19 protein-coding genes, 1 tRNA gene and 1 other RNA gene are annotated in these 23,309 nt (G+C 57.3%); 15 read left to right on the top strand and 6 right to left on the bottom strand.

Annotation, left to right across the window (positions count from 1 at the left end; all coding sequences use genetic code 11):
* Positions 1–74: 74 nt before the first annotated feature.
* The 3 genes from KP708_RS09950 to KP708_RS09940 form a co-directional block, all read right to left on the bottom strand.
* Positions 75–3,983, bottom strand: coding sequence for an AAA domain-containing protein (locus tag KP708_RS09950; protein ID WP_252347570.1), 3,909 nt, complete (start codon positions 3,981–3,983; stop codon positions 75–77).
* A 985-nt stretch (positions 3,984–4,968) separates the two neighbouring features.
* A complete protein-coding gene (locus tag KP708_RS09945; RefSeq protein WP_252348093.1) occupies positions 4,969–5,199 on the bottom strand; it encodes an AlpA family transcriptional regulator in 231 nt (76 codons plus the stop codon).
* A gap of 441 nt (positions 5,200–5,640) precedes the next feature.
* Positions 5,641–5,730, bottom strand: a tRNA-Ser gene (locus KP708_RS09940).
* A 285-nt stretch (positions 5,731–6,015) separates the two neighbouring features.
* On the opposite strand from KP708_RS09940, the gene rplU reads away from it, so the two are divergent.
* The 4 genes from rplU (at position 6,016) to proB (ending at position 8,844) form a co-directional block, all read left to right on the top strand.
* The gene (gene rplU / locus KP708_RS09935; RefSeq protein WP_046901386.1) at positions 6,016–6,330 is read left to right on the top strand and encodes a 50S ribosomal protein L21; all 315 of its coding nucleotides are present in this window, start codon (positions 6,016–6,018) and stop codon (positions 6,328–6,330) included.
* Positions 6,331–6,356: 26 nt separating this feature from the next.
* Complete coding sequence (gene rpmA, locus KP708_RS09930; RefSeq protein WP_046901385.1) at positions 6,357–6,623, top strand: 50S ribosomal protein L27; 267 nt, start codon at positions 6,357–6,359, stop codon at positions 6,621–6,623.
* 77 nt (positions 6,624–6,700) lie between these two features.
* Positions 6,701–7,711, top strand: coding sequence for a GTPase ObgE (gene obgE / locus KP708_RS09925; RefSeq protein WP_064273106.1), 1,011 nt, complete (start codon positions 6,701–6,703; stop codon positions 7,709–7,711).
* Complete coding sequence (proB, locus tag KP708_RS09920; RefSeq protein ID WP_215751257.1) at positions 7,708–8,844, top strand: glutamate 5-kinase; 1,137 nt, start codon at positions 7,708–7,710, stop codon at positions 8,842–8,844. The genes obgE and proB overlap by 4 nt, the downstream gene beginning before the upstream one ends.
* A 23-nt stretch (positions 8,845–8,867) precedes the next feature.
* Here proB and KP708_RS09915 read toward each other — a convergent pair whose 3' ends face one another.
* Positions 8,868–9,458, bottom strand: coding sequence for a hypothetical protein (locus tag KP708_RS09915; protein ID WP_215751256.1), 591 nt, complete (start codon positions 9,456–9,458; stop codon positions 8,868–8,870).
* 58 nt (positions 9,459–9,516) lie between these two features.
* Positions 9,517–9,783: a GapR family DNA-binding domain-containing protein gene (locus KP708_RS09910; RefSeq protein ID WP_007283547.1), complete on the bottom strand. Its 267-nt coding sequence runs from the start codon at positions 9,781–9,783 to the stop codon at positions 9,517–9,519.
* A gap of 270 nt (positions 9,784–10,053) precedes the next feature.
* On the opposite strand from KP708_RS09910, the gene zwf reads away from it, so the two are divergent.
* Entirely contained in the window at positions 10,054–11,523 is a 1,470-nt protein-coding gene (gene zwf / locus KP708_RS09905) for a glucose-6-phosphate dehydrogenase (RefSeq protein ID WP_202207309.1), read from the top strand.
* A 6-nt stretch (positions 11,524–11,529) separates the two neighbouring features.
* On the top strand, positions 11,530–11,988 hold the full coding sequence (locus tag KP708_RS09900) for a hypothetical protein (protein ID WP_046902046.1): 459 nt from the start codon (positions 11,530–11,532) through the stop codon (positions 11,986–11,988).
* Between the two features lie 9 nt (positions 11,989–11,997).
* On the opposite strand, the gene KP708_RS09895 is transcribed toward KP708_RS09900, so the two are convergent.
* Complete coding sequence (locus KP708_RS09895) at positions 11,998–12,990, bottom strand: alpha/beta hydrolase (RefSeq protein WP_215751255.1); 993 nt, start codon at positions 12,988–12,990, stop codon at positions 11,998–12,000.
* A gap of 75 nt (positions 12,991–13,065) precedes the next feature.
* Here KP708_RS09895 and rnpB point away from each other — a divergent pair.
* From rnpB to murD, 9 genes are all read left to right on the top strand, one after another.
* An RNA gene (rnpB, locus tag KP708_RS09890) (RNase P RNA component class A) lies at positions 13,066–13,469 on the top strand.
* Positions 13,470–13,755: 286 nt separating this feature from the next.
* A complete protein-coding gene (mraZ, locus tag KP708_RS09885; RefSeq protein ID WP_211502790.1) occupies positions 13,756–14,226 on the top strand; it encodes a division/cell wall cluster transcriptional repressor MraZ in 471 nt (156 codons plus the stop codon).
* Positions 14,223–15,194, top strand: a complete 972-nt coding sequence (gene rsmH, locus KP708_RS09880) for a 16S rRNA (cytosine(1402)-N(4))-methyltransferase RsmH (RefSeq protein WP_215751254.1) — start codon at positions 14,223–14,225, stop codon at positions 15,192–15,194. Before mraZ ends, rsmH begins: the two co-directional genes overlap by 4 nt.
* Positions 15,191–15,991, top strand: a complete 801-nt coding sequence (locus KP708_RS09875) for a hypothetical protein (protein WP_215751253.1) — start codon at positions 15,191–15,193, stop codon at positions 15,989–15,991. Before rsmH ends, KP708_RS09875 begins: the two co-directional genes overlap by 4 nt.
* An 85-nt stretch (positions 15,992–16,076) precedes the next feature.
* On the top strand, positions 16,077–18,044 hold the full coding sequence (locus KP708_RS09870) for a penicillin-binding protein 2 (RefSeq protein ID WP_215751252.1): 1,968 nt from the start codon (positions 16,077–16,079) through the stop codon (positions 18,042–18,044).
* An 8-nt stretch (positions 18,045–18,052) separates the two neighbouring features.
* Positions 18,053–19,504 carry a UDP-N-acetylmuramoyl-L-alanyl-D-glutamate--2,6-diaminopimelate ligase gene (locus tag KP708_RS09865; RefSeq protein ID WP_215751251.1) on the top strand — a complete coding sequence of 484 codons (1,452 nt, stop codon included), beginning with the start codon at positions 18,053–18,055 and terminating at the stop codon, positions 19,502–19,504.
* Positions 19,501–20,877, top strand: coding sequence for a UDP-N-acetylmuramoyl-tripeptide--D-alanyl-D-alanine ligase (gene murF, locus KP708_RS09860; RefSeq protein WP_215751250.1), 1,377 nt, complete (start codon positions 19,501–19,503; stop codon positions 20,875–20,877). The genes KP708_RS09865 and murF overlap by 4 nt, the downstream gene beginning before the upstream one ends.
* Complete coding sequence (mraY, locus tag KP708_RS09855) at positions 20,877–21,968, top strand: phospho-N-acetylmuramoyl-pentapeptide-transferase (RefSeq protein WP_064273099.1); 1,092 nt, start codon at positions 20,877–20,879, stop codon at positions 21,966–21,968. The genes murF and mraY overlap by 1 nt, the downstream gene beginning before the upstream one ends.
* Positions 21,965–23,284, top strand: a complete 1,320-nt coding sequence (gene murD / locus KP708_RS09850; RefSeq protein WP_215751249.1) for a UDP-N-acetylmuramoyl-L-alanine--D-glutamate ligase — start codon at positions 21,965–21,967, stop codon at positions 23,282–23,284. The genes mraY and murD overlap by 4 nt, the downstream gene beginning before the upstream one ends.
* Positions 23,285–23,309: the final 25 nt, after the last annotated feature.

Below are 23,309 nucleotides of genomic sequence, written 5' to 3'. Positions count from 1 at the left end.
AACGAGTGCTTGCCGAACACAAACTGCATAATGCTGAAATTTATCATCGAAAACCAGCATCATTACTGTTGGTATTACTCCGGGAAAAGCTGTAAGCGTTTCCCTTGACTGGCAAAAGCCGCCATTATTCCGTGCCCTATTTCAGACGGAGGCTTGCTCTCTTTCAGAAGAAGGTTGAGCTCATCAATGGCTTCTCGGGCGGCTTTATGGGCATCCTCCCCGGTCAGCACCCATGACGTATCCAGGTTGGCACCCTCAGGTTTGTCGCGCATGACGCTCAGCCAGTTGAAGGACCCTTCGGCAATGAAGCTCTGCGTCATCAGCGTCTTCGAATGCAGGAGCTTGATGTCGTGCAGCCTTGCTCCCGTCTCCTCGAGTGCTTTTCTGCACGCAGGTGATGTTCCGTTGGAATAACCGGGAGCGTTGGGAGCGCGCGTCACGATATTGACCGCGGCCCCTCTGCCAACGGCCTCGCGGATGCTGTCCTGGAGTTCAGGTGCGTTGACGCCGGAGAGGGACAGGAAGGGGGAAACAATGACAATTTCCTCGCCGTCTTTCAGGTCCGCGAGGGCTTTATCCAGTTGCGCGTGGTGCTCGCTTACGGATGACAGCCTCTTGCCACGGAGGATGAGAGACGTATCTGCCGCCCAGTTGCCAGTCACATCCCCGAGTTCATAGCCCTTGGAAAACAGGGCTCTCCCCAGAATTCCCAAGGCCGACGCAGGATTTCGCTCGAAGATTTCCATCGTGCCAATGACGACGAACGAATGGACGGCTCGTGAGATGGCGACGTTGAGAAGACTGCGCTTGCCATCCAGGAATCCCGTGCTCGCCTTGCGGTCGCATGTTGGCGAGAAGATGATGATGTCCCGTTCCGCGCCCTGCATGGCGTTGACCGTGCCGACCTTGATTTTCGAGATGTTCTTGTCTGTATGGGCCGTGCTGAACTTGCGCAAGGCCCGCCGGATGGCGTCTCTCTGCGGTCCATAGGGGGCAATCACCGCGACAATCTCGTTCACCGGCTTGTCGTAGAAGTCCTTCCATTCATCCGCTTTACTGACAATCCACCGCGCGATGGCCTCCGCTTCACGGGGATTGCGCTGACTGCGCCCCAGACGCTCCGACGTTCCATTGACATTGGCCCAAGCAAGAGGCGGCAGAGGAGGTTCCCTGTCCGGTTCTGCGGTCATGGGTTTCAGGCGGCCCTTATAAACGAGTTCGTTGCAGATCTCGATGATGTCCCGTCGGCAACGGCGGTGCTCGGTCAGGAAGATACCGGGAACAGGGCTGTCCGGTGAGGAGTGACTGGTGCCCGTCTGGACCACGCGCATCACGGAGCCCATGATGTTATTGTTTCCCGGGGCGGCCGTGACGACGCGGGGATCAACCGGTCCGTCGTCATCCCAGAAGTATTCCTGAACGCCGGCCTTTCGGGCATTGCCAGTATCCGTTGTATGGGAACTGGTGACGACCGGCTCAATCTGGAAGACATCCCCGACCACAACGGCTTTCTTCGAGAAGGCCATGGCCGGGACCATTTGGTAGGGGGCTATCTGTCCGGCTTCGTCAACAATGAGCAGGTCGAAAAAGCCTGCCATGAAACGTTCGACGAATTTGCCCTTTTCCATCATCGTGCATTTGGGAAACTTCGGAAGGCTGGCTGCCGTCACGATGAAGAGCGGTGTCAGCATCGCCCATCGACGATACATGGCCTCCATGGCTCTGCCGCCAACCTTGAACGGATAGACCTTGTTGTCGTTCTGCTCGAGCGCATCCTGAAGAGCCTGAACTTCAAGGACCCACCGACCTTCCCAGTAGCGCAAAGCATACTGGAACAGAGCGTAGCGTATTGTCCGGTCCAGGAAATCCTCGATGACATCTAGCCTTCCTGTCCAGTCGCTCTGGCGCCAGGGAAGTTTTTCTTCCGGCATGTCGAACATCGCGGCCCAGTCGGACGGTGCCAGAACCGTTTCAATGGCCGTGCAGCAATCCTGAAGTTTCTGGAGTATCTGATGCTTGAGGGTGACGAGCTTTTCAAGCTCGCGACCGGCCAGAACATAGGAGCCTCCCACATAGTGATCATACTCTGCTCGGGCGGTTTTGCTCACCAGGTCGGCAGCGGCAACCTCGCGTTCCAACTTCTGGACCAGGGTATCTCGAGCCTGACGCGTCTCTTCCCGGGATTCCCGGACTGTTGCGAGCTTCCTCTCGGCTGATGCAGTCATCTCATTGATGGCATTCATCCATTCGAGCTTGGACTTGACCTGAGCTTGCATGAGCGACCGAAAGAAGCTGCCCTGTCTACCCTCGGCAACAAGCCTTTCAACATTCGCCCAGCTGCGTCCACTTATCAGGTTCGAAAAGAAACCGCCCTCCGGCAATGCAGCAATGAGCGCGACGGCATGTGCTCCCACCTCTTCGACTTTCTGCCCGGCAGCATGCACGGCATCATCACGTTGCTTAAGGAGGTCCCGGGTCTTCCGGTTCTCCTCATTGATCCTGGCGCGCGGAACAGCGGCAGCGGCCTCTTTTTCCTTGAGGTCGGATTTGAGAGCGTCTTCCCTTGGCCTGCGCTCCTGAAGAAGGGCTTCCCGCTGGGCGATGGCCTTTGTGATGTCGGGATATGTTCCATAGCCTGAGGCCACGTAAAGCTGATTCAGCTTTCTGGCTTCTCCAGCACAGACCCGCCCTGTTTCGACAAGCACCTTCATCCGGGCGCGGATTTTCGCGATGCCATCTTCAACAAGGCTGATGTCGTGACGCGCCCCCTGAGGACCGTGACCTGAAAGGTGCTCCTTGCGGACTGGCGGAGTGACGCCCGGATAGAAAGAACCGTAGTAGCCGTTGATCCAGGCGTCACGGGAGGCCCAGGCATCGGCCGTGTCCCGTTCACGTTCGGGGAAGCCTTTCCACTCCATCGTGCCCAGGCCTCTTCCCGGAGACGCGATCAGGTAGCCGGCTTTCAAAGCCTCTTTTTCTTTATCTCCGGAAGGGAAATACAGACCCAGCGCATCGGCACCTCCAATCCATCTTCTCGCCCATGGCCGGCTGTCCTTGGAAGCCATGGCTTTTTTCATGGCATCAATGATATTGGTGACAGCCTGGTTGTTGGTTGAGGTCCCGACGATGACCGCCGGATCACCACCCTCGAGCGCGCGCCTCACCAGCTCCGTTGCCACGATACCTTGCAGAAGTGTCGTCTTGCCGGTGCCCGGGGGGCCGTTCACGGCGAGAATGTCACCATCTTTCACCGAGCAGAACGCCGTCATGGCTTCAGACTGACTGGGTGACATTCCATAGGCGGAAGTCATCGTTCCCCTGGCTTGGCCCGCTGCAACCCACTCGTGGGCCTCATCCACGACAGCCGGTTCCGGTCCGCCATCGACATACCTTGCGAGCAGAGGTGTTACGAGACCGGTGTCAGCCAGAACGGTATCGTAAAACCGTCGCTGATGGAGGGTCGCAATCATCCCGATGCTAGCCTCCGCAGGCTGAAGTGCCACGCGCTCCCAGAGTTCATAGCCGTCGGGTAATCCGTCTTCCCCGATCACCGCGTTCCAGAGCTTTTCCGCCCACTTCAGGGTCTTGCCGAGACTGCCTCCTTCAAACGGATTGAGCTGGAGCCACGTGTCCATGGTGGCTAAATCACCAATCAGGACGTCACCATCTGACGGTTCGAGAAGATCTCGATTTATCCAGGGCGAGGCATCCTTGAGCGGCTGGATGGTGCCATCCGGACTGACGTTGACGAGCATGGCCATACAGAAAAGGGCAGGCTGTTTCGTATGCTCGGTGGAATGCCTGACCTGTCCGAGAAGAATGCGGATACCGGCCATCGCGATAATGGAATCGTCGGGAGCCAGGTCACGGGAGGCAGGATGTATCTTTCTCAGTGCCTGGGTTTTGTCAGGCGGCAGCTGGCCTTTTTCAAAGCCCTCATCGTCAAGGGCAACCAGATTATCCCGGCTGAAGGAGATCTTCATCTGGGCGTCATCAAGAAGAGCGGAATGCCAGTACGAAAGGACCGAATGATGGCTTGGCTTCGACGACATTCGCTCTAGAACCCTATGTGGTGACGCTTTTTGTTACGAAATGCCCTTTGGCATGTAAACATATGCGTCCCCTAGGCTCAGAACTTAGCGTCAGGACATAGGGTTGCAGCGAGGCAAATGACCAAGAAAAAGACGGCTGGGCAAAGAAAGACACTGGAGAAGTCGTAGCGCTTTACGAGATGTCTTCACTTGTGATGCCATCGGGGCTTGTTTCGGTCTCGCGATGGAAAATCAGGAGGTGCTATCCAACGACGGGCCTGAGCAGTGCGATGCCGTGTCCAACCAAGATCCCTCAAAGCGCGAGCAACATCGCGTTGCTCATCGGATCGGATTGGTCTTTTATAAAAGAGAACGTGTTCTCCAATCACATTGAGTGGCAGACCTGTCTTCCGGTATTCGTCATAAACTTGAATCATCCGGCCTGATGTCAGCTGCGGAAGAAGGTCATCCAGTGTCAATGCATCAGACCAGAAGGATGTCCGGGCGAACAGCAATTCCATGAGTGCATCTGTCTGTGCCCAAAAGTGCGGACCCCTAGTTATCGAATGGGGCTGTCGCAGTGTCAGCCTCTCTATGATTTCATCTATTTTTCTGTCCGAGAAATTTGGGCTTTCAAAATAAACGCGGGACCACCTTGCGCCGATATCACGCGGCAAAGAGCGCTCGATGGCTTTGGAAATGTCCAACAGTGACCAACTGGCCTGCGGGTGATCAGGATCTGTATAAGTTCCATCCGTGGGGCCTCTGAAGACATTCGTGAGAAGCCAGTAGAAAAAATCCTGGGCAACATTTTTGACTTCAAGAGAGCTCCAGGGAGCTTCCCAAGAAAATTCTGTTTCAACGACATCAAACATCGGGGCGACTTTCAGCATTGAAGCGGGATTTGCGGGGATCTGGCCCTGAAGGGGCGAGATGACTAGAAATCCGGCCTCAAGCGCACTGGCGCAGGTGCCTGAAAGCCGACATCGTCGCGACGGACAAGATGCTCGACGTCGCGTAGCCGAAAGAGCGTCCGACGCGGTCCGATCTTGTAGCGCTGCAGAACCCCAGCGGCGACATACCGATCAATTGTTGAGAGAGAGACACAGAGCCGTGTCGCGGCTTCGCGACGGCTTATAAAAAAGTCATCCGAAAGACGACTCGCCAATATAGAGTCCATGATACGCCCGTCCAAACATGTCCCTTGCGGAACTAACGATGACACCGTGGTTCGTTTGGTTTTTGGGCGTTCAGGATTCTGCAAAATTGCTGCTTCGATCAGAAGCAGGTAGTGCACTTCCCCTGTAAGAAGTCTTCTATACTTTAGTGTCAACCAACAAGAGAACGTTAGCTGAACACGGGCGACGATTTCAAGATATTTCTGAGCGAATTTTTGCGGAGTGCTGCTTCAGTCTCGGCCTCAGATTATCTGGATGCCTCGGGGAATGACAGGATTTCAGTCAGCAGGTCGCGTCGATAAATTTACAGGACGACGCATATCGCGTCCGGGCGCTGCACGATGACGCATTTTTTAAGATGGGACCCAAGGTGGGATAGATTTTGGTAAATCAAATAACTCTCTGAAAAATCTGGGAATTTTTGATTTATCTGGCGGAGAGGGTGGGATTCGAACCCACGGTACCCGCGAAGGCACAACGGTTTTCGAGACCGCCCCAATCGACCACTCTGGCACCTCTCCGTACGGTCTACAGAAGCAGACCTGATCGATGGCGCGGCTTATGACTGGATTTTCAGCATAATGCAAGAGGGCGCCACCACTCTTTCTCCAATTAAAGATGGCATGACTTACTCACAATTCGCTGTTTTTGATTGACTGGAGGGCTGTCTCCTTGTATCGACCCGCCTGTTCTAGCCGTCCCATGTGTTCGGTCAGGAACCAACGATAAGAAGCGACTGGGCTGCGCCAGACCGGGAATACCCCGGCAAAAGCGGCCAAGAGATCGGAACAGCGAGAGTTTCCAGAATGTTTGCAGTCATCCGCACAGGCGGAAAACAGTACCGTGTTGCTCCTGAGAGCATCCTGAAGGTTGAAAAGCTTGAGGCTGAAGCCGGTAGCACCGTGACCTTCTCCGACGTCCTGATGGTCGGCAGCGAAGGCAGCGTGACCGTTGGCGCGCCGCTGGTTGCTGGCGCAACCGTGACGGCCACCGTGGTCGCACAGGATCGTCTGGCCAAGGTCATCATCTTCAAGAAGCGTCGCCGTCAGAACAGCCGTCGTAAGAATGGCCACCGCCAGCACGTTACCGTGCTGCGCATCGACGCGATCAACGCGGCCTGAAGCCGCACTAGGAAGGATACACAGCCATGGCACAAAAAAAGGCAGGCGGTTCCAGTCGTAACGGGCGCGATAGCGCCGGTCGCCGTCTCGGCGTCAAGAAGTTCGGCGGCGAGAGCGTTCTGGCAGGCAACATCATTGTCCGTCAGCGTGGAACCAAGATGAAGGCTGGCAGCAATGTCGGCATTGGTCGCGATCACACACTGTTCGCCCTTGTGGACGGACATGTGAAGTTCCAGCGTCGCGCCGAAGGCCGCGTCCACGTTTCCGTGGCGCTGCCGGAAGCCGCCGAGTAAGTCACCGCGCCCCAAGCGCGAGCGGAAGGGCCGGTCCTCCCAAGGGCCGGCCTTTTTCATATGTTGCGGATAATACGATGAAATTTCTCGACCAGGCCAAGATCTATGTACGTTCCGGCGATGGCGGTGACGGCGTGATCGCCTTCCGTCGGGAAAAGTACGTCGAATTCGGTGGCCCTGACGGTGGTAACGGCGGGCGTGGTGGCGATGTTCTTTTCCGCGCCGTCCCTGCCCTCAATACGCTGATCGACTTCCGATACACACAGCACTTCAAGGCCCGTAAAGGCGGCAACGGCGCAGGTTCCGATAGAACCGGTGCAGCTGCGGAAAACGTTATCATCAATGTGCCCGTCGGCACGCAGATCTTCGATGAAGACCGCGAGACACTCCTTGCAGATCTGGACGAAGACGGCAAAGAGATCCTTCTGTGCCGCGGCGGTGATGGTGGCAGAGGCAATGCCCATTACAAGACCAGCACCAATCGTGCGCCACGCCGTGCCGACAAGGGTTGGCCGGGTGAAGAGCGCTGGGTCTGGCTTCGCCTGAAACTCATTGCGGATGTGGGCCTGGTTGGCCTCCCGAATGCAGGCAAATCTACGCTTCTTTCCGTGGCATCCCGTGCGCGCCCGAAGATTGCAGACTACCCGTTTACCACTCTGCATCCGCAGCTTGGCGTCGTACGCTTGAATACGACTGAAGAGTTCGTAATTGCGGATATTCCGGGACTAATCGAAGGCGCAAGCGAAGGCGCAGGCCTCGGCGACCGCTTCCTGGGCCATGTCGAGCGCTGCGCAACGCTGCTTCATCTGATTGATGGAACAGAATCGCAGATCGTAAAGCACTGGCGCCTGATCCGGAATGAGCTTGAAGCTTATGATCCGGTCCTGGCCGCCAAGCCTGAAATCATTGTGCTCAACAAGTGCGATTCTCTGACTGCCGAACAGAAATCAGCAAAAAAACGGGCTCTTGCAAAAGCATCTGGCGCAGAAGTGCTGACACTCTCCGGCGTGACAGGCGAAGGCCTTCCCGAGCTGCTCCGGCTCCTTCAGGATCGCGTCAATGCAGCAAAGGAAAGCAAGCTGGCATGACCGCCAAGGCCCCTGCCCCTCAACTGGCGCAGGCGCGCCGGATTGTTATCAAGGTTGGAAGCGCTCTTCTTGTTGATGGCGCACAGGCAGCGCTGCGGGCCGACTGGTTGCGCAGTGTCTGTGAGGACATCGCCAGTCTCAGAAAGGCTGGCACTGAAGTGGTTGTCGTATCTTCAGGGGCAATTTCCCTTGCAAGACATCAACTGGGCCTGATGAACCGCCGCCTGCGCCTCGACGAAAAGCAGGCACTTGCTACAGTTGGACAGATTGGTCTCGCTCAGGGCTGGAGTGAGGCTCTTGCCAAGCACGGTCTTGTCGCAGGCCAACTTCTCCTTACGCCTGATGACACGGAAAGCCGCGAGCGGCATCTGAATGCTCGCGCTACACTCCAGACCTTGCTGGACCTTGGCTGCATTCCCGTCATCAATGAAAATGATGCCATCGCTACCTCGGAAATTCGTTTTGGTGACAACGATCGTTTAGGCGCCCGTGTTGCGCAGATGATTGAAGCGGATTGTCTCGTTCTCCTCTCCGACATTGACGGCCTCTACACGGCAGACCCCCGCACGAATCCAGCCGCGCGCCATATTCCGGTCATTGATCAAGTGACGGACGACATCATGGCCATGGGGGGCGAGCCTCCACCTGGCTACTCGTCTGGCGGGATGCGTACGAAGCTTATGGCGGCGCGAATTGCCAGTCGCGCTGGCGCAGCCATGGTCATTGCGGCAGGACAGGCGCAGAACCCCATCCAGAAGCTTCTGGATGGTGGTCTGTGCACTTGGTTCCTTCCCCAGACGGATACGGGATCTGCTCGCAAACGTTGGATCGGAAGCAGCCTGCACCCCAAGGGTTCTCTTGTGATTGATGCGGGAGCGCAGAATGCCCTGATCGTGGGCGCATCACTCCTTCCCGCTGGCGTTACCGCAATTGACGGACACTTCGAGCGCGGCGATCTTGTTTTGATCAAAGATGCGGGGGGAAATGTGTTGGGTCGTGGGCTCGCATCTTACACCTCCGAAGAGTGCGTAAAGCTTATCGGCCATCACTCGGAAGAAATGGAGCAGCTTTTAGGCTACCGTGGTCGCGATGTTCTGATTCATCGCGATGATCTTGTGCTGGATCAGCACTAAAGCCCTTCCAGCACAAACCGTTTTTAGTCTTTTGGCGGCCACCGGAGCTTTGGCTCTGCGCGGGCCCTAAAGGCTTCGTCATCATCACTTCGGCTGACTACGGAGCGAGGAGCAAGCTCTTCCCGTTCCCGAGCAGCACGAATTCGCGCCTGCTCACCCTCCCAAGGCGCGCGAGACCAGCTTTTTTTAGCGACCTCAGGCTTCTTGGCTACTCTTCGCAGAGCGTCAGGATCCGCCACCAACGGACCGTCTTCATAGGACGGCCCTTCAGCACGCACGACAGCAGCAGGCTCAAAATAATCCGCTGGTTCAGACGGTACGCGCTCAACCGAGGGCGTTTTCTGAACTGGCGCACGAACACTGTCAGTCCGGCTTTCTTCGGCAGACGGCCGCCCGGCGGCAACCATCCGGTCTGATGGCGGGGCCGTCAGACGCAGAGACAGTGATTGAAGCTCTGCACGCAGTTCTGCAATCTGGAACTCGAGTTCCTGCAACCGTGGCTTAACACCGAAAACGGCAAACGGCATGCAGACCAGTGCCAGGGCGAACAGCCCGGCAATGATCAGCAGAGACATCAATGCCCATGCGGGCAACCATGAAATATCGGGCATCATGCTCCGGTCCGGATATTAAGAGAGCCAGACAATGCGGGTTCGATCCGGAGACGCCGGATTACATGCCAAGAGCGCGGCGATAGATATCAAGAAGCGTTTCCTGCTCTTCCACTTCCGCAGGCTCCTGCTTACGCAGCTTGATGATCTGCTTGATCACCTTCACGTCAAAACCGGCAGACTTCGCTTCAGAGAAAATATCCTTGATGTCACCCGCCAGAGCCTTGCGTTCTTCCTCCAGACGCTCGACCCGCTCAATGATGGAGCGCAGGCGGTCAGCAGCAATGCCACCCGTTGCGGCGCCTTCGATTTTGCTTTCTGCGTCCATGTTCATTTTCCTTTTTCAGGCATAAGTCCGGGGCATCGCAGAGATGCGACACCAGCCGCGCGGCTTATCGCGCCAAGGCTTGGGAGGTCAACGGAATTATGTGCACATTTAGGGAACGCACGCGTTTCCGTGATGCCTCCTCCCGATGTCGTGCATGCCCGTTCCCTTGACATAAAGCCCCTCAGAGCGGAACTAGACCCTGCCTGCAAAGGCCTGAACCCTAAACCCTTTTCCCCCGACAATCCGGGTTCGAGAGGTCAGAGAGCACCCATGGAACACGTCCAGCAAGTCGAACCATTCGACTATGTTATCTTTGGCGCCACCGGCGATCTCACAATGCGCAAGCTTCTGCCTGCGCTTTATAACCGTCTCCGCATGGGGCAGATACCAGACGATGCCCGCATCATTGGTACGGCCCGTACGGATATCGACCGGGACGGCTATGTTGCCCGCGCCAAAGAGGCGCTGGAACGCTTCATTCCCGATGATGTCCGATCTCCGGTCCTCGTAGACCGTTTTCTGGGACTTTTACATTACGTCACACTTGATGGCACGAAGGCCGACAGTGACTGGAGCGCCCTGTCCTCCATTCTCTCCGAAGCCCCGTCTGACCGGATCCGCGTTTATTACTTCGCAACAGCCCCGCAACTGTACGGAAGAATTTGCGAGAACCTGCACGGCCATAGCCTCGTAACGCCTCGTTCGCGCGTCGTGCTGGAGAAGCCGATTGGCACGGACATGGCGACCGCGACTGCCATCAATGACGGCGTGGGCCAGTATTTCCCGGAAAATCAGGTCTATCGTATTGACCATTATCTCGGGAAAGAGACTGTCCAGAACGTTCTGGCTCTTCGTTTTGCCAATCCGATCATGAACGCCGTCTGGTCTGCCGAGCAGATCGAGAGTGTTCAGATCACGGCTGCTGAAACCGTCGGGGTTGAAGGGCGTGCCTCCTACTACGACACGTCAGGTGCCATGCGGGACATGATCCAGAATCATCTCCTGCAGGTGCTGTGTCTGGTCGCGATGGAAGCGCCAGATTCCCTGGAAGCCGATACCGTCCGTAATGCCAAGCTGGCCGTGCTGAACGCACTCCGCCCGATTACGGATGAAACTGTCGCGTCTGAAACCGTCCGTGCGCAGTACACGGCTGGCGTTGTCGGCGGCCAGAGCGTTCCGGGCTACCTGGAAGAGCTGGGACAGCCGAGCAATACGGAAACATACGCCGCAGTGCGCGCCTGGGTCGATACTCCACGCTGGAAGGGTGTTCCGTTCTACATCCGGACGGCGAAGCGCTCTGCACGCAAGGTCAGCGAGATTGTTATTCGTTTCCGCTCTGCGCCCACCGCTCTGTTTGGTGCCGCACCAGCAGAAAACCGACTGGTCATTCGCATTCAGCCGAACGAGGGTGTTGAGCTCCAGCTTAACGTCAAGAACCCCGCTCTGGACGCTTACACCCTGCGTACGGCAGATCTCGACACGACAATCCGCATGGAAGGCGGCCTCCCCTTCCCGGACTCGTATGAGCGCCTTCTGCTTGACGCGGTGCGTGGGAATCCGGTTCTGTTCATTCGCCGTGACGAAGTTGAAGCGGCCTGGCGCTGGGCCGAGCCTGTGCTCAAGGCCTGGAGCGAGAACAAGGTGCCGATGCAGACTTACAGTGCCGGGTCTTATGGTCCGGAGAAATCTGCAGCGCTGCTCGCCGACAAGGGCGACAAGTGGCACGAAGACATGGAGTAATTGCTTTTGACTGACCCCGCGAACGCGAAGCCCCGTTTTACACGGGGCACACGGCGTCCGCCCCGTACACTCAAACAGCATCTGATGCGCCGGCTCCTGATTGTGGTGCCGGCGTTTCTGCTGATGTTCGTGGTCGTTCGTTCCGGACTTCTGGATTTTTCCTACGACAAGTTCACGTTCAACAAGCTGAGCTGGTTCGATAATACAGCCCTTGTGGAACATCTGCGGCTTGTCGTGACCAACGACGGACTGACGGACATGCCCAAGCGTTGTCTCGTGTTCGTTGTGAATGGCAATGCTGCCGAGAATAATCCGGACATTGATGTCTTGGGACGCCACGGTAATGGCTGCCCCGGAGACAAACCGTCAGCTGACAAACTGTTCAGTCTGAAGGTTGATCGCAGTGAGCGCACGATTCAAACCGATGCAGGAACGCCTGGTACGTTCCACGAACTGCGGCTTTAAAGCTCCTGCTCAGGAAGGTCGTGATCCGGCCTTCCTGAAAGCCTCACGTAAAAATACGCCCCCTTCCCGCAATGCTGTCCGCCCATCCCTGAACAGGGCATACCCGTTCAGAAAGCCATGGATCATGCGTGGAAACACCCGGTATTTGACGGTTCCTCCAGCCTCCCTGAGCAATCGCGTGTAAAGTTCACCTTCGCCACGCAAAGGGTCAAAGCCGGCCGTCACGATCATCGCTTGAGGAAGATCACTGAGATGACCCGCAAAAACAGGCGAAAATTCCGGATCGAACAGTTGATCGGGCGATGAGAGAGTCTGAGAACAGTACCAATACAGAAGGTCTGTCGTCAGCATGTAACCCTCCGCGTAATCATGCCGGGATAAAGGAATGACCGGGCCACTCAGGGCAGGGTAATAAAGAAGCTGGGCAGCCAGTTGCAGATCAGGCTGTGAGCGACTCCATTGCGCCAGCACTGCTGACAGATTTCCACCAGCACTATCCCCTGCCACAGCAATCGGCAGATCCGGCGCTGCCAGTTTGAGCCACTGAAGGGCTGCCTGCGCGTCTCTTAGGCCCGCGGGAAAGCGATGTTCCGGTGCCAGGCGGTAATCGAGAGACAGGACCATTGCGCCTGAAGACGCAGCGATGCGGCAACAAATCCCATGATGTGACGTCGTATCGCAATGTACGAATCCGCCACCATGCAGGAACAACACCACGCCCGATACGGCCCCTCTTGGCCGATACAGGCGTGCAGGTCGCGGACCTTCCCCGCCGGGAACCCTGATATCTACCCATTTGCGGATCCGCAGGGATGACAGGCATTGCGGAAAGCTGGGGCGTCCGGTGATCTTCCGTATCTGCTTCAGCACATCCGGCGACGGGGCCGAACCGGGGATCTCTGGCACTACCTCAACAGGCACTGACTGACGAACAACACCGCGGCGACGAGCCTGCCATGCGAGCCACGCGAGGAACACCCTCAGGGCAAATACTGGTTTCATTCCAGCATCATGCAGCGAAACCAGAACAAAGTCTGCCCTTGACCCGCAAACGCTCCCGGCGCAAGGTCCGCACCGCCAGACGGCTGGACGGTCGCTGTGATTGGGATGAGGATCCCCGTCATGGAGGAAAGTCCGGGCTCCATGGGACAACGGTACCGGCTAACAGCCGGCGGGGGCGACCCTAGGGACAGTGCCACAGAAAACAGACCGCCCGCCGGACTGTTCCTTCTTGGAATACGTCGCGGGTAAGGGCGAAACGGTGTGGTAAAAGCACACCGCGATGCCGGCAACGGCGTCGGTCACGGTAAACCCTACCGGGAGCAAAACCGAATAGGAACGGCAGGCTGTCGCAAGGCAGCCGGGAGCGTCTCACTCCGTCGTTCGGGTTGGTTGCGTGAGACATGCAGCGATGCATGTCCCAGAGGAATGATCGTCCCGCCTTTGGCGGACAGAACCCGGCTTACAGGCCGTCTGGCACCTCTGATGAAAAACGTTCTCCAGTAATTCTCAAAAGCTACGCCATGAGAACATAAAGGGAACAAATAACGGCAGGTATAGATCTCGCCGTGCGATTATCCCTGATAATTCCTAACAAACAGCAAAAAATCGCGTCACAATTTCCACCATGAAAATAGCCGCAGTTTTCTGCGGTTTTTCGCAGATATATGTTTGACGTCCCATGAAATCCCATGGTATCCCAAGAAAGAACAGAGAAATACCTGATCACCTTGCGCAAGTCCTGAAGTGAAGGGAGGCACATCATCAATGAGCATGTTCCTCGGCACACATCAGAACCGCTTTGACGCCAAGGGACGTGTTTCCATTCCGGCCCCCTTCCGATCCGCTCTCAGAACGCAGGCTCAGCCTGGCGAAGCGCTGGTCATTCTTCGGCCCTCACATCTTCATCCGTGCATCGAAGCCTGGACGTCCGCCGCTTTCGCCTCTCTGGCGCAGCCTCTGGACGAATACGATCCGTTCTCTGAAGACCACGAAGATCTGGCTGCCAGCCTTTACGCAGATGCGTATCCGCTCGACAGCGACAAGGAAGGCCGGATCATTCTTCCCGATGTTCTGCGCGCCCATGCATCGTTAAACGACGAAGTGTCCTTCATGGGACTGGGTCGCGTTTTCCAGATCTGGAATCCGGCAGCAGCAGCAGAACGTCGTCACCAGGCCCGCGCACGGGCAAAAGAACTTACCAGCAGCCGCAAACCGGCCACCGGAGATGCGGCATGAACGCAATCACGCTCGTCCATCAAGGACATGTTCCCGTCATGCTGAAGGAGGTGCTCGAAGCACTTTCCCCGCGTGAAGGCGGCCGGTATCTGGATGGAACATTTGGCGGCGGCGGTTACGCACGTGCCATACTCAACAGCGCAGATTGCACCCTACACGGCATTGACCGTGACCCGACTGCGATTGCCCGTGGTGAAGCCATGGCCGAGCAGGCCAATGGTCGACTGTTCATGCATCAGGGAACATTCGGGGACATGGAAGCGCTTGTGGGCCAGGACGGACCGTTTGACGGCATCGTTCTGGATCTCGGTGTTTCTTCCTTCCAGATTGATCAGGCTGAACGCGGCTTTTCTTTCCGTAATGATGGCCCGCTGGATATGCGCATGGGGGGCGAAGGCCCCTCTGCTGCCGATCTGGTAAATTCCATGAAGGAAGGTGATCTGGCGGATGTTCTCTATCGTTATGGCGAAGAGAAGCTGTCCCGTCGCATCGCACGCGCCATTGTGGCAGCCCGCGCGGAAGAACCCATTACGACCACGGGTCGCCTCGCCCATATCGTTCGGTCCTGTGTTCCCAAGGATCGCTCCAAGATCGACCCTGCCACGCGCAGCTTCCAAGGCCTCCGGATTGCTGTGAATGACGAGTTGGGCGAACTGGAACGCGCGCTGGAGGCAGCCCCTCGCCTTCTGGCTCCAGGCGGCGTGTTCGTTGTTGTGACCTTCCATTCCCTTGAAGATCGTCTGGCAAAGCGCGCCATGGCGGAACTGGCAGGTCGTACTGCCAATCCGTCCCGCTATGACCCGGCGCCCGTCCGGAAAGAGCCTTCGGCTTTTTCTCTTCTCTATTCCCGCCCCCTGTCTGCCACGGAAGAGGAAGCGCGGGATAACCCCAGAGCACGCAGCGCCCGGTTGCGCGCCCTGGTTCGTAATTCCGCCCCACAACCGCCCGCCTCAGGAAACCGAGCATGATCCGGCCCTTCACCATCGCCTGCGCTGTTCTCGCCGCAGGGTCTGGCCTGTTTCTCTACACCAAGAAGCATGAGACGACGGTCCTCGACCAGAAGATCACCAAGGTGGTCCAGGAAACGCAGAAGGTCCGCGCACAAACGGCCATGATGCGGACGGAATGGGCCCTGTTGAACCAGCCGGATCGCCTGAACACCCTGGCAGCGCGCTTTCTTCCTGACCTTCACCCTATGGCCCCGGATCAGTTCATCCGCATGGCCAGTCTTGAAGCACGCCTTCCCAACCCGGGCTCTCGCCCTGTTCCAACAGATCCGCGAGAAAGCCTGCATGAAGTCGTCAACCGTGCGGCGACCGAGGCACATCTTCCGCTCCCGGCTCCTCCGGTTGTTCACCCAGTTGCGCCTGTTCAGCATGCTCCGGTTATTGCTGCAGCCACACCTGCAGTTCCCACACCTCATGTCATGACAGCCCGTGCCGTTACGACGCATGTTGCTCACCCGCATGCTGACCGGATTGTCCATTCCCCAGACATGGATCTGGCCTCTGCTCGTCCTGTGACGCCGCATGTCAGCGCGACAACCCGTTCGGACGTGACGCCAACTGTTCGTCTTGTGAGCTATCACGGCGCACGCCCGACACCGCTGGTCGCAGCGGCGTGGCATACGCAACCTGTCCATCAGGTTCGTGAGGCGTCCTTGACCCGCGTTGCAGAAGAGCGCCCCCGCCCGCACCATCATGCCAGCTCTGCGCTGGGAAATGACGAAGACGCATTGCCCCCGCCAGTTCCGTTGGCTAACTGAGACCCTCTCTTCTTTATTAACTGCTCGTTCAGTATTTTCCGGATAGCTTCGGGCGAGCACCTTAGACAGGACGCAACGCCGCACGATGCCCCAGGACGTGCCACCCCCATCAGGTTCGCGTCGCGCAGCGCGCCCGGGCAAACGGGCAGAGCGGCGCGAGTCACAGACGGCAGTGCGAACACCTTCCCGCCGTCTTAATCTCGATCAGATGCATAGTCGCCTTCTGGGCGTCGGCATGGGTTTTCTGGCCATTTATGGCGCAGTTGCCCTCAAAGCCACGTTCGCAACGGTCCTGATGCCCATGGAGCCCGAGAAGCGCCAGATCGCACCTCAGGTTCCAGAAATTCCGAAAAGCGATCCTCGCGGTGAAATGGCAGGTGATTTCGTCCTGCCCACAGTCAAGCGCGCGACCATTACCGATCGTAACGGGCAGGCCCTGGCGCTGTCTCTTCCCGTGGCGCAGGTTTACGCCAATCCGATGGAACTGATTGATCCAGAGGACGCGACAAAGAAGCTTAAAACTGTTCTGCCCAAGCTGGATGAAGCCGAAACCGTTCGTCGTCTCTCACTGAAGAAGCAGTTCGTTTACATCGCTCGTGATATTTCTCCTGTGCAGGAAATCGCGATCAATAATCTTGGTATTCCCGGTATTTATTTTGAAGCCGGTGAGCGCCGTCATTATCCGCTTGGCCGGACTGCCGCTCAGATCATGGGTAGCGTGGATATCGATGATCATGGCATTGCTGGCGTGGAGCGATTTTTTGATCAGCGCCTGAACTCGGATCGCACGCCTCTACGCCTGTCTTTGGACGTTCGCGTTCAGGCTGTCGCGCATGATGAGTTGATGGCAGCCAAGGACGAGTTCTCGGCCATTGGTGCTTCGGCCATTGTCATGGATGTTCGAACGGGCGAAATTCTGGCCATGGTCAGCCTCCCTGACTATGACGCCAATGAATTCAACCATGCACCGAACGATGCCCGCTTTAACCGTGCCGTGACAGGCATGTATGAGCCGGGCTCGACTTTCAAGCTTCAAACGGCGGCCATGGGTCTTCAGCTTGGCGTGGTTCATATCTGGGATCGGTTTTCGACCATTCCTATCCGGGTTGGCCGCTTCACCATCCGCGATATGAAGACTGACCACTTTGCGCCATGGCTGTCTCTGCCGGGTGTGCTAGCCTATTCGTCCAACCCGGCCGCAGCCCATATTGCCCTGGATGTGGGCGCCCAGCGCCAGCAGGACTGGCTGCGAAACATGGGCTTCTTCAACCGCGTCCCGGTTGAGCTTCCAGAAGCCGGACGTCCACTTGTACCGGCCTCGAAAAACTGGGGACTTTCCACCGTCATGACTGTTGGCTTCGGTCATGGTGTGGCTGAGCCTCCGCTGGCCATTGTCCGTGGCACAGCGGCGACCGTGAATGGTGGCATTCTTTTGAAGCCCACACTGGTGGCTCGGGATCAGCAGGACGAGAGCCAGACACCTGATGCCAAGGTGCGTCCTGTCGCTTACAAGCCCGACGAAGCGGATAGTGGTGATGACATTGGCGCACAGACACCTGTCGGAACACGGGTTCTGTCAGAGAAAACGTCTGCCCTGCTACGCAAACTGCTGCGTCTTGACGTTACCCTGGGAAGCGGCAAATCGGCTGAAGTTCCGGGCTATTACGTGGGTGGCAAAACAGGCACGGCTGAAAAGATCGGTGCTCATGGTGGATACCTGAAACACGTCAACGTTTCGGCCTTCACCAGTGTTTTCCCGATGAACAACCCGCATTACGCGGTGTATGTCATGCTCGATAGCCCACAGGGCACTGCGGCCACACATGGCTGGACCACTGCCGCATGGAACGCAGCGCCGACCGTCAAGAAAATCATTTCCCGTGTTGGACCTATCCTGAACCAGTTCCCGGATACGGCCAACAAGGACGCCATTGATGCATCTCTCGCCATCCCTATGAATCCGTCCGTGCCAGCGGGCTATCGTGCCCTTGGCCCTGGTAACGACCCTGGAGATCCGCGCTATCAGGCGCACACTCCCAAGACACAGCACTGAGCCTACCCATGCGTCTCTCTGAACTCCTCCGGCAGAATGGTTCCATTCTGTCGCCTTCCGTTGACCCTGAAATCTGCGCGGTAACAGCAGACAGCAGACAGGTCCGGCCGGGCACACTGTTTTTTGCTCTTCGTGGCGCAAAACAGGACGGAGCAGCCTTCATTCCTCAAGCGGTCGCAAATGGTGCAGTTGCCGTTGTTGCAGATCATCCGGCGCAAGCTGATGTTCCCGTTCTGCTAACTCCTGACGCCAAACACCTGCTCGCATTAACGGCTGTAACGCTTGCAGGTCCACAGCCGACCTGCATTGCAGCAGTAACCGGAACAAACGGCAAAAGCAGCACGGCAGAATTTCTTCGCCAGATCTGGACGCTTCAGGGCTTCAAGGCGGCCAGCCTTGGAACACTGGGGCTGATTGCCAATGTTGACGTCCCGCCTCCGCCATCACTGACAACGCCTGATCCCGTTTCACTGGCCAAGACACTTGCCTCTTTGGCGCAGTACGGTGTGGACCATGTTGCACTCGAAGCATCATCGCACGGACTGGAGCAGCACCGTCTTGATGGCGTTACGCTTAACGCAGCGGGCTTCTCAAATCTGACGCGTGACCATCTGGATTACCACGGCACCATTACAGCCTATCGCACTGCCAAACTGCGTCTTTTTGAAGAGCTTCTGCCAACGAATGGTATTGCTGCGGTCAATGCGGATATGGATCCTGAGACGCTCAACGCGTTGCAGGCACTGGCAGCCCAGCGCGCCATGACACTTCGCACAGTCGGCAAAACAGGGACAGCCCTGCGCCTTCTCGAAACAACTCCGACACCTACCGGTCAGATTGTTCGGCTCTCCCTCTACGGCGAAGAGCTTCCAGAAATGACCTTGGCATTACCCGGCCTGTTCCAGGCCGATAATGCCATGCTGGCGGCCGCGATGTGCTGGCAGGATGAAAGCACAGCACGAAGCGTGGTAAATTACCTGCCGCAGTTGGTCGGCGTGCGCGGACGATGTGAACGTGCTGTTGAGCTTTCCAATGGAGCCGCAGCCTACGTCGATTATGCCCACACGCCGGATGCACTGGAACGCGTTCTAGCGAGCCTCCGGCCACACACCAAAGGACGGCTTATTGTGGTGTTCGGTGCGGGCGGCGATCGTGATCGTGGCAAGCGCCCGTTAATGGGCGAAGTTGCAGCGCGCATGGCGGACCTGGCGATTGTCACAGACGATAACCCGCGCACGGAAGATCCGCAGAGTATCCGTTCCGCCATCCATGCGGCCTGCCCAGAAGCGCACGAAATCGGAGACCGCAGGTCTGCGATCGCCGCAGGGTTGGACGCGCTTCAGCCGGGGGACATTCTGGTTGTTGCTGGCAAGGGTCATGAGCAGGGACAGATTGTTGGTCAAACCGTTCTTCCGTTCGATGACCGCAGCGTTATCCGTGAACTCGCAGGTGCAGCATGAGCGTTCTCTGGACATCCAAAGAGCTTCGTGATGCGACAAATGGCTGCCTTGAAGCCGACGTTTCCGTCACCGGAATTTCCATCGATACCCGGACATTAAAATCTGGCGACCTTTTCATCGCACTTAAGGGCGATGCCAGTGATGGCCACGCTCACATCGCGCAGGCCCTTGATGCCGGGGCAGCGTGTGTGATGGTGCATGATACCAGAGGCCTTACGGACCCACGCCTCCTGATCGTTGCCGATACGATGCAGGGTCTGGAAGCACTGGGACGCTTCGCGCGCGCACGCTTTGATGGAAAAGTCGTCGCGATTACTGGCAGCGTCGGCAAGACCACGACGAAAGACATGCTCCGCACCGCACTTTCTGCGCTCGGGCCGACACATGCTGCCATTGCATCCTACAATAATCACTGGGGCGTCCCTCTCACCTTAGCGCGCCTCCCCCGCGACGCACGTTTTTGCGTGAGTGAGATTGGCATGAACCATGTGGGGGAAATTGCCCCCTTGGCTGCGCAGGTTCGCCCGGACGTCGGGATCATTACCACCATCGGAACAGCGCATCTGGGCCACATGGGAAGCGTGGAAGAAATCGCGCGTGAAAAATCCCAACTCTTCAGCGCATTACCACCACACGGGACGGCCATTGCTCCGGACGATGCTGTGGGGCAAGACCTGTTTCAGGCAGCTCTCCCTGACCATACATCTCTTTGGTTAAGTGGTTTTTCTCTTGCCGCCCAAGTCCGGTTAGAAAACCTGGTCTGCACCGCGGAAGGCAGCACTTTTACCCTGACATTCCCTAATACTCCGAGCGTGTCCGTCAGATTAACAGCTCCAGGCCGACATCTGGCGCGAAACGCTGCGCTGGCTCTCGGAGCTGTCGCAGCCCTTGGCGAAAATGTGCAGGATGCGGCTAAAGCGTTGACCGGGTTTGTTCCAGGAGCAGGCCGCGGACAGATGCGTACTGTGCTGAACGGCGTGCAGTTGCTTGATGAAAGCTACAATGCCTCCACGACCAGCATTCGTTCGGCGCTAGAGACTCTCTCGCTTCTTCCCGCCAAACGGCGCGTGGTCGCTCTGGGAGACATCCGTGAACTTGGCGAATTCGCAGAGGCAGAACATCGTTCTCTCGCGGATGCCGTAATTGCAGCAGATGCACTGGCTTTCTGCTGTGGCACCCACATGCACGCGCTTTACGAAACTCTTCCCGAAACCGTGCGGGGTGGTTATGCCCCGGACGCGTCTTCCCTCGCCCCCCTTCTGTGTGATGCTCTCCGCCCCGGTGACCTTCTGCTCGTCAAAGGCAGTTTGGGCAGCCGGATGCGCGATGTCATTGCGGCCCTCGATAACGCTTCCAACCCGGTCTCTGCCTGATGCTGTTCAATCTCGTCGCCTCTCATGCCTCATCGCATGGCGGGTTCTTCAACCTCTTCCATTATCTGACGTTCCGCTCGGGTTGTGCGTGCCTGACGGCGCTGGTGATCTCGCTAGCGCTTGGCAACCCCTTCATTGCGCAGCTCAAACGGATCCAGCGTGAAGGGCAACCTATCCGCACGCTTGGTCCGGAACGGCATATTCTGGAAAAGGCTGGCACGCCAACAATGGGCGGGATGCTAATCCTGATCGCGCTGTTCTCCGCGACGCTGTTGTGGGCAGACCTGACAAACGGTTTCGTCTGGGCCGTTATGCTCACAACTGCCGCATTCGGTGCCGTTGGCTTTGCAGACGACTATCTAAAGCTTTCCCGCCGTAATACGAAAGGTGTGTCCAAGCGCGTACGGCTGGGATGTGAGTTTGCAGCCTCTCTCATCGCAGGCATCTGGCTCCAGCACCTGACGCCACCGGAACTCCGTAATGCCGTCGCATTCCCCTTCGTGAAGGATATCCTCCTTCCGCTCGGTTATGCCTTCCCACTTTTTGCGATGATTACGATTACGGGCTTCGGCAATGCCGTGAACTTCACCGATGGCCTGGATGGGCTGGCCATTGTTCCTGTCGTAATTGCAGCGCTCGTCTTTGCGCTGATTGCCTATCTCGTGGGCAATCATGTTTTTGCTGATTACCTCCAGCTTCACCCTGTTCCGGGCACCGGCGAACTGGCTGTGTTCTGCGCCGCACTGATTGGAGCGGGGCTTGGCTTTCTGTGGTTCAATGCACCCCCGGCTGCCGTTTTTATGGGTGATACAGGCTCCCTGTCCCTCGGCGGCGCACTTGGGGCCGTTGCCGTCGCCGTCAAGCATGAGCTTGTTCTGTGCATTGTTGGCGGCGTGTTCGTCGCAGAAACGCTCTCCGTCGTGATCCAGATCTTCTGGTTTAAGCGTACAGGCCGGCGTGTGTTCCTCATGGCACCGTTGCACCATCACTTTGAAAAGAAGGGCTGGCAGGAACCGAAGATCGTCGTACGATTCTGGATTGTCTCCATCGTTCTGGGGCTGTGTGGTCTGGCCACGCTGAAATTGAGATGACAGGCTTTCCGACAGATCTTCTCGCAGGTGAGCGCTATGCGGTTTGCGGCCTTGGTCGTAACGGTGCGGCCGTAGTCAACGCGTTGCTGAACATGGGTGCCGAGGTTCAGGCATGGGATGATAATGCCCCGTCTCTGCCCCCTCATGAGCGACTGACACTTGCACCACTGACAGACCTGTCCGGCATGACAGCGCTCGTCCTGTCTCCTGGTATTCCGCACATTCTGCCTAAGCCCCATCCTGTGGCCGAACTGGCTCGCGCTCAGAATGTGCAGATCCTGTCAGATGCAGAACTGCTTTATCGCAATGTTCGCAAAGCCGGATCCAAAGCGCATTTTGCAGCCATAACCGGTACAAACGGAAAATCCACAACAACAGCTCTGCTGGCTCATCTCCTGCAATCCGCCGGGGTTCCCTGTGTCGCGGGCGGCAATCTGGGCACTGCGTCTCTGGCACTTCCTCTTCTGGCTGATACCGGCATCTACGTTATTGAGATGTCGTCATACATGCTGGAACGGCTGGATCAGTTCCACGCTGCGACTGCCTGCCTGTTAAACATTACACCGGACCATCTTGATCGTCATGGAGACATGGATGGCTATGCGGCAGCGAAAGCGCATGTCTTCGACAACATGACGTCTGAAGATCTGGCGGCCATCGGCGAAGCCGATCCATGGTGCCTGACGATCGCCGAGAAAATTGCGTCACGAGGAATTCCCGTCACGATGCTGGCGCCGAATGCGGTTCCATCCTTCGACGGCCCTGCACTTCCGGGACGGCACAACCGTCAGAACGTCGCCGCGGTTTGGGCGATGGCAAAGCATCTTGGTTTGAGCGACACGGCTATTCGTGATGGATTGGCCTCATTTCCCGGTCTGGAACATCGGCTGCAAAAGGTAGCCGAGCGGGATGGTGTGGCGTTCATCAACGATAGCAAAGCAACTAATGCCGAAGCTGCATCCAAGGCGCTTGGGTCCTACGACCGTGTGATGTGGATTGCAGGGGGAACGGCTAAAGCGGGAGGCATCGAAATGCTTGTCCCGTGGTTTGACCGCATTGCCCACGCGTTCCTCATTGGCCGAGACGCCGCTGTTCTTGCTGAAACACTTCAAGCCAATGGCGTTCCCTACACGATGTGTGACACGCTGGACCGCGCAGTTCCCGCAGCGTTTGACGCAGCCCTAACGGGTGGTGTCAAAACTGTTCTTCTGTCTCCGGCCTGCGCAAGTTTTGATCAGTTTCGCAGTTTTGAGGATCGTGGGTCACACTTTCTCCAGATTTGCGATAATATTGTGAAATCAGGCCATTCGGGCTAAATGCTCAAAGCAGAACAGGAAGGTT

It is taken from the genome of Gluconobacter sp. P5H9_a (assembly GCF_018812085.1).
GTDB lineage: Bacteria > Pseudomonadota > Alphaproteobacteria > Acetobacterales > Acetobacteraceae > Gluconobacter.
The sequence above is the reverse complement of the archived record's forward strand: the minus strand, read 5'-3'. Positions and strand labels throughout refer to the sequence as shown.

Coding starts and splice junctions, on each gene's coding strand:
- KP708_RS09950 (WP_252347570.1), bottom strand. CDS start 3,983: ATGAAGATCTCCTTCAGCCGGGATAATCTGGTTGCCCTTGACGATGAG.
- rplU (WP_046901386.1), top strand. CDS start 6,016: ATGTTTGCAGTCATCCGCACAGGCGGAAAACAGTACCGTGTTGCTCCT.
- rpmA (WP_046901385.1), top strand. CDS start 6,357: ATGGCACAAAAAAAGGCAGGCGGTTCCAGTCGTAACGGGCGCGATAGC.
- obgE (WP_064273106.1), top strand. CDS start 6,701: ATGAAATTTCTCGACCAGGCCAAGATCTATGTACGTTCCGGCGATGGC.
- proB (WP_215751257.1), top strand. CDS start 7,708: ATGACCGCCAAGGCCCCTGCCCCTCAACTGGCGCAGGCGCGCCGGATT.
- KP708_RS09915 (WP_215751256.1), bottom strand. CDS start 9,458: ATGATGCCCGATATTTCATGGTTGCCCGCATGGGCATTGATGTCTCTG.
- KP708_RS09910 (WP_007283547.1), bottom strand. CDS start 9,783: ATGGACGCAGAAAGCAAAATCGAAGGCGCCGCAACGGGTGGCATTGCT.
- zwf (WP_202207309.1), top strand. CDS start 10,054: ATGGAACACGTCCAGCAAGTCGAACCATTCGACTATGTTATCTTTGGC.
- KP708_RS09895 (WP_215751255.1), bottom strand. CDS start 12,990: ATGAAACCAGTATTTGCCCTGAGGGTGTTCCTCGCGTGGCTCGCATGG.
- mraZ (WP_211502790.1), top strand. CDS start 13,756: ATGAGCATGTTCCTCGGCACACATCAGAACCGCTTTGACGCCAAGGGA.
- rsmH (WP_215751254.1), top strand. CDS start 14,223: ATGAACGCAATCACGCTCGTCCATCAAGGACATGTTCCCGTCATGCTG.
- KP708_RS09875 (WP_215751253.1), top strand. CDS start 15,191: ATGATCCGGCCCTTCACCATCGCCTGCGCTGTTCTCGCCGCAGGGTCT.
- KP708_RS09870 (WP_215751252.1), top strand. CDS start 16,077: ATGCCCCAGGACGTGCCACCCCCATCAGGTTCGCGTCGCGCAGCGCGC.
- KP708_RS09865 (WP_215751251.1), top strand. CDS start 18,053: ATGCGTCTCTCTGAACTCCTCCGGCAGAATGGTTCCATTCTGTCGCCT.
- murF (WP_215751250.1), top strand. CDS start 19,501: ATGAGCGTTCTCTGGACATCCAAAGAGCTTCGTGATGCGACAAATGGC.
- mraY (WP_064273099.1), top strand. CDS start 20,877: ATGCTGTTCAATCTCGTCGCCTCTCATGCCTCATCGCATGGCGGGTTC.
- murD (WP_215751249.1), top strand. CDS start 21,965: ATGACAGGCTTTCCGACAGATCTTCTCGCAGGTGAGCGCTATGCGGTT.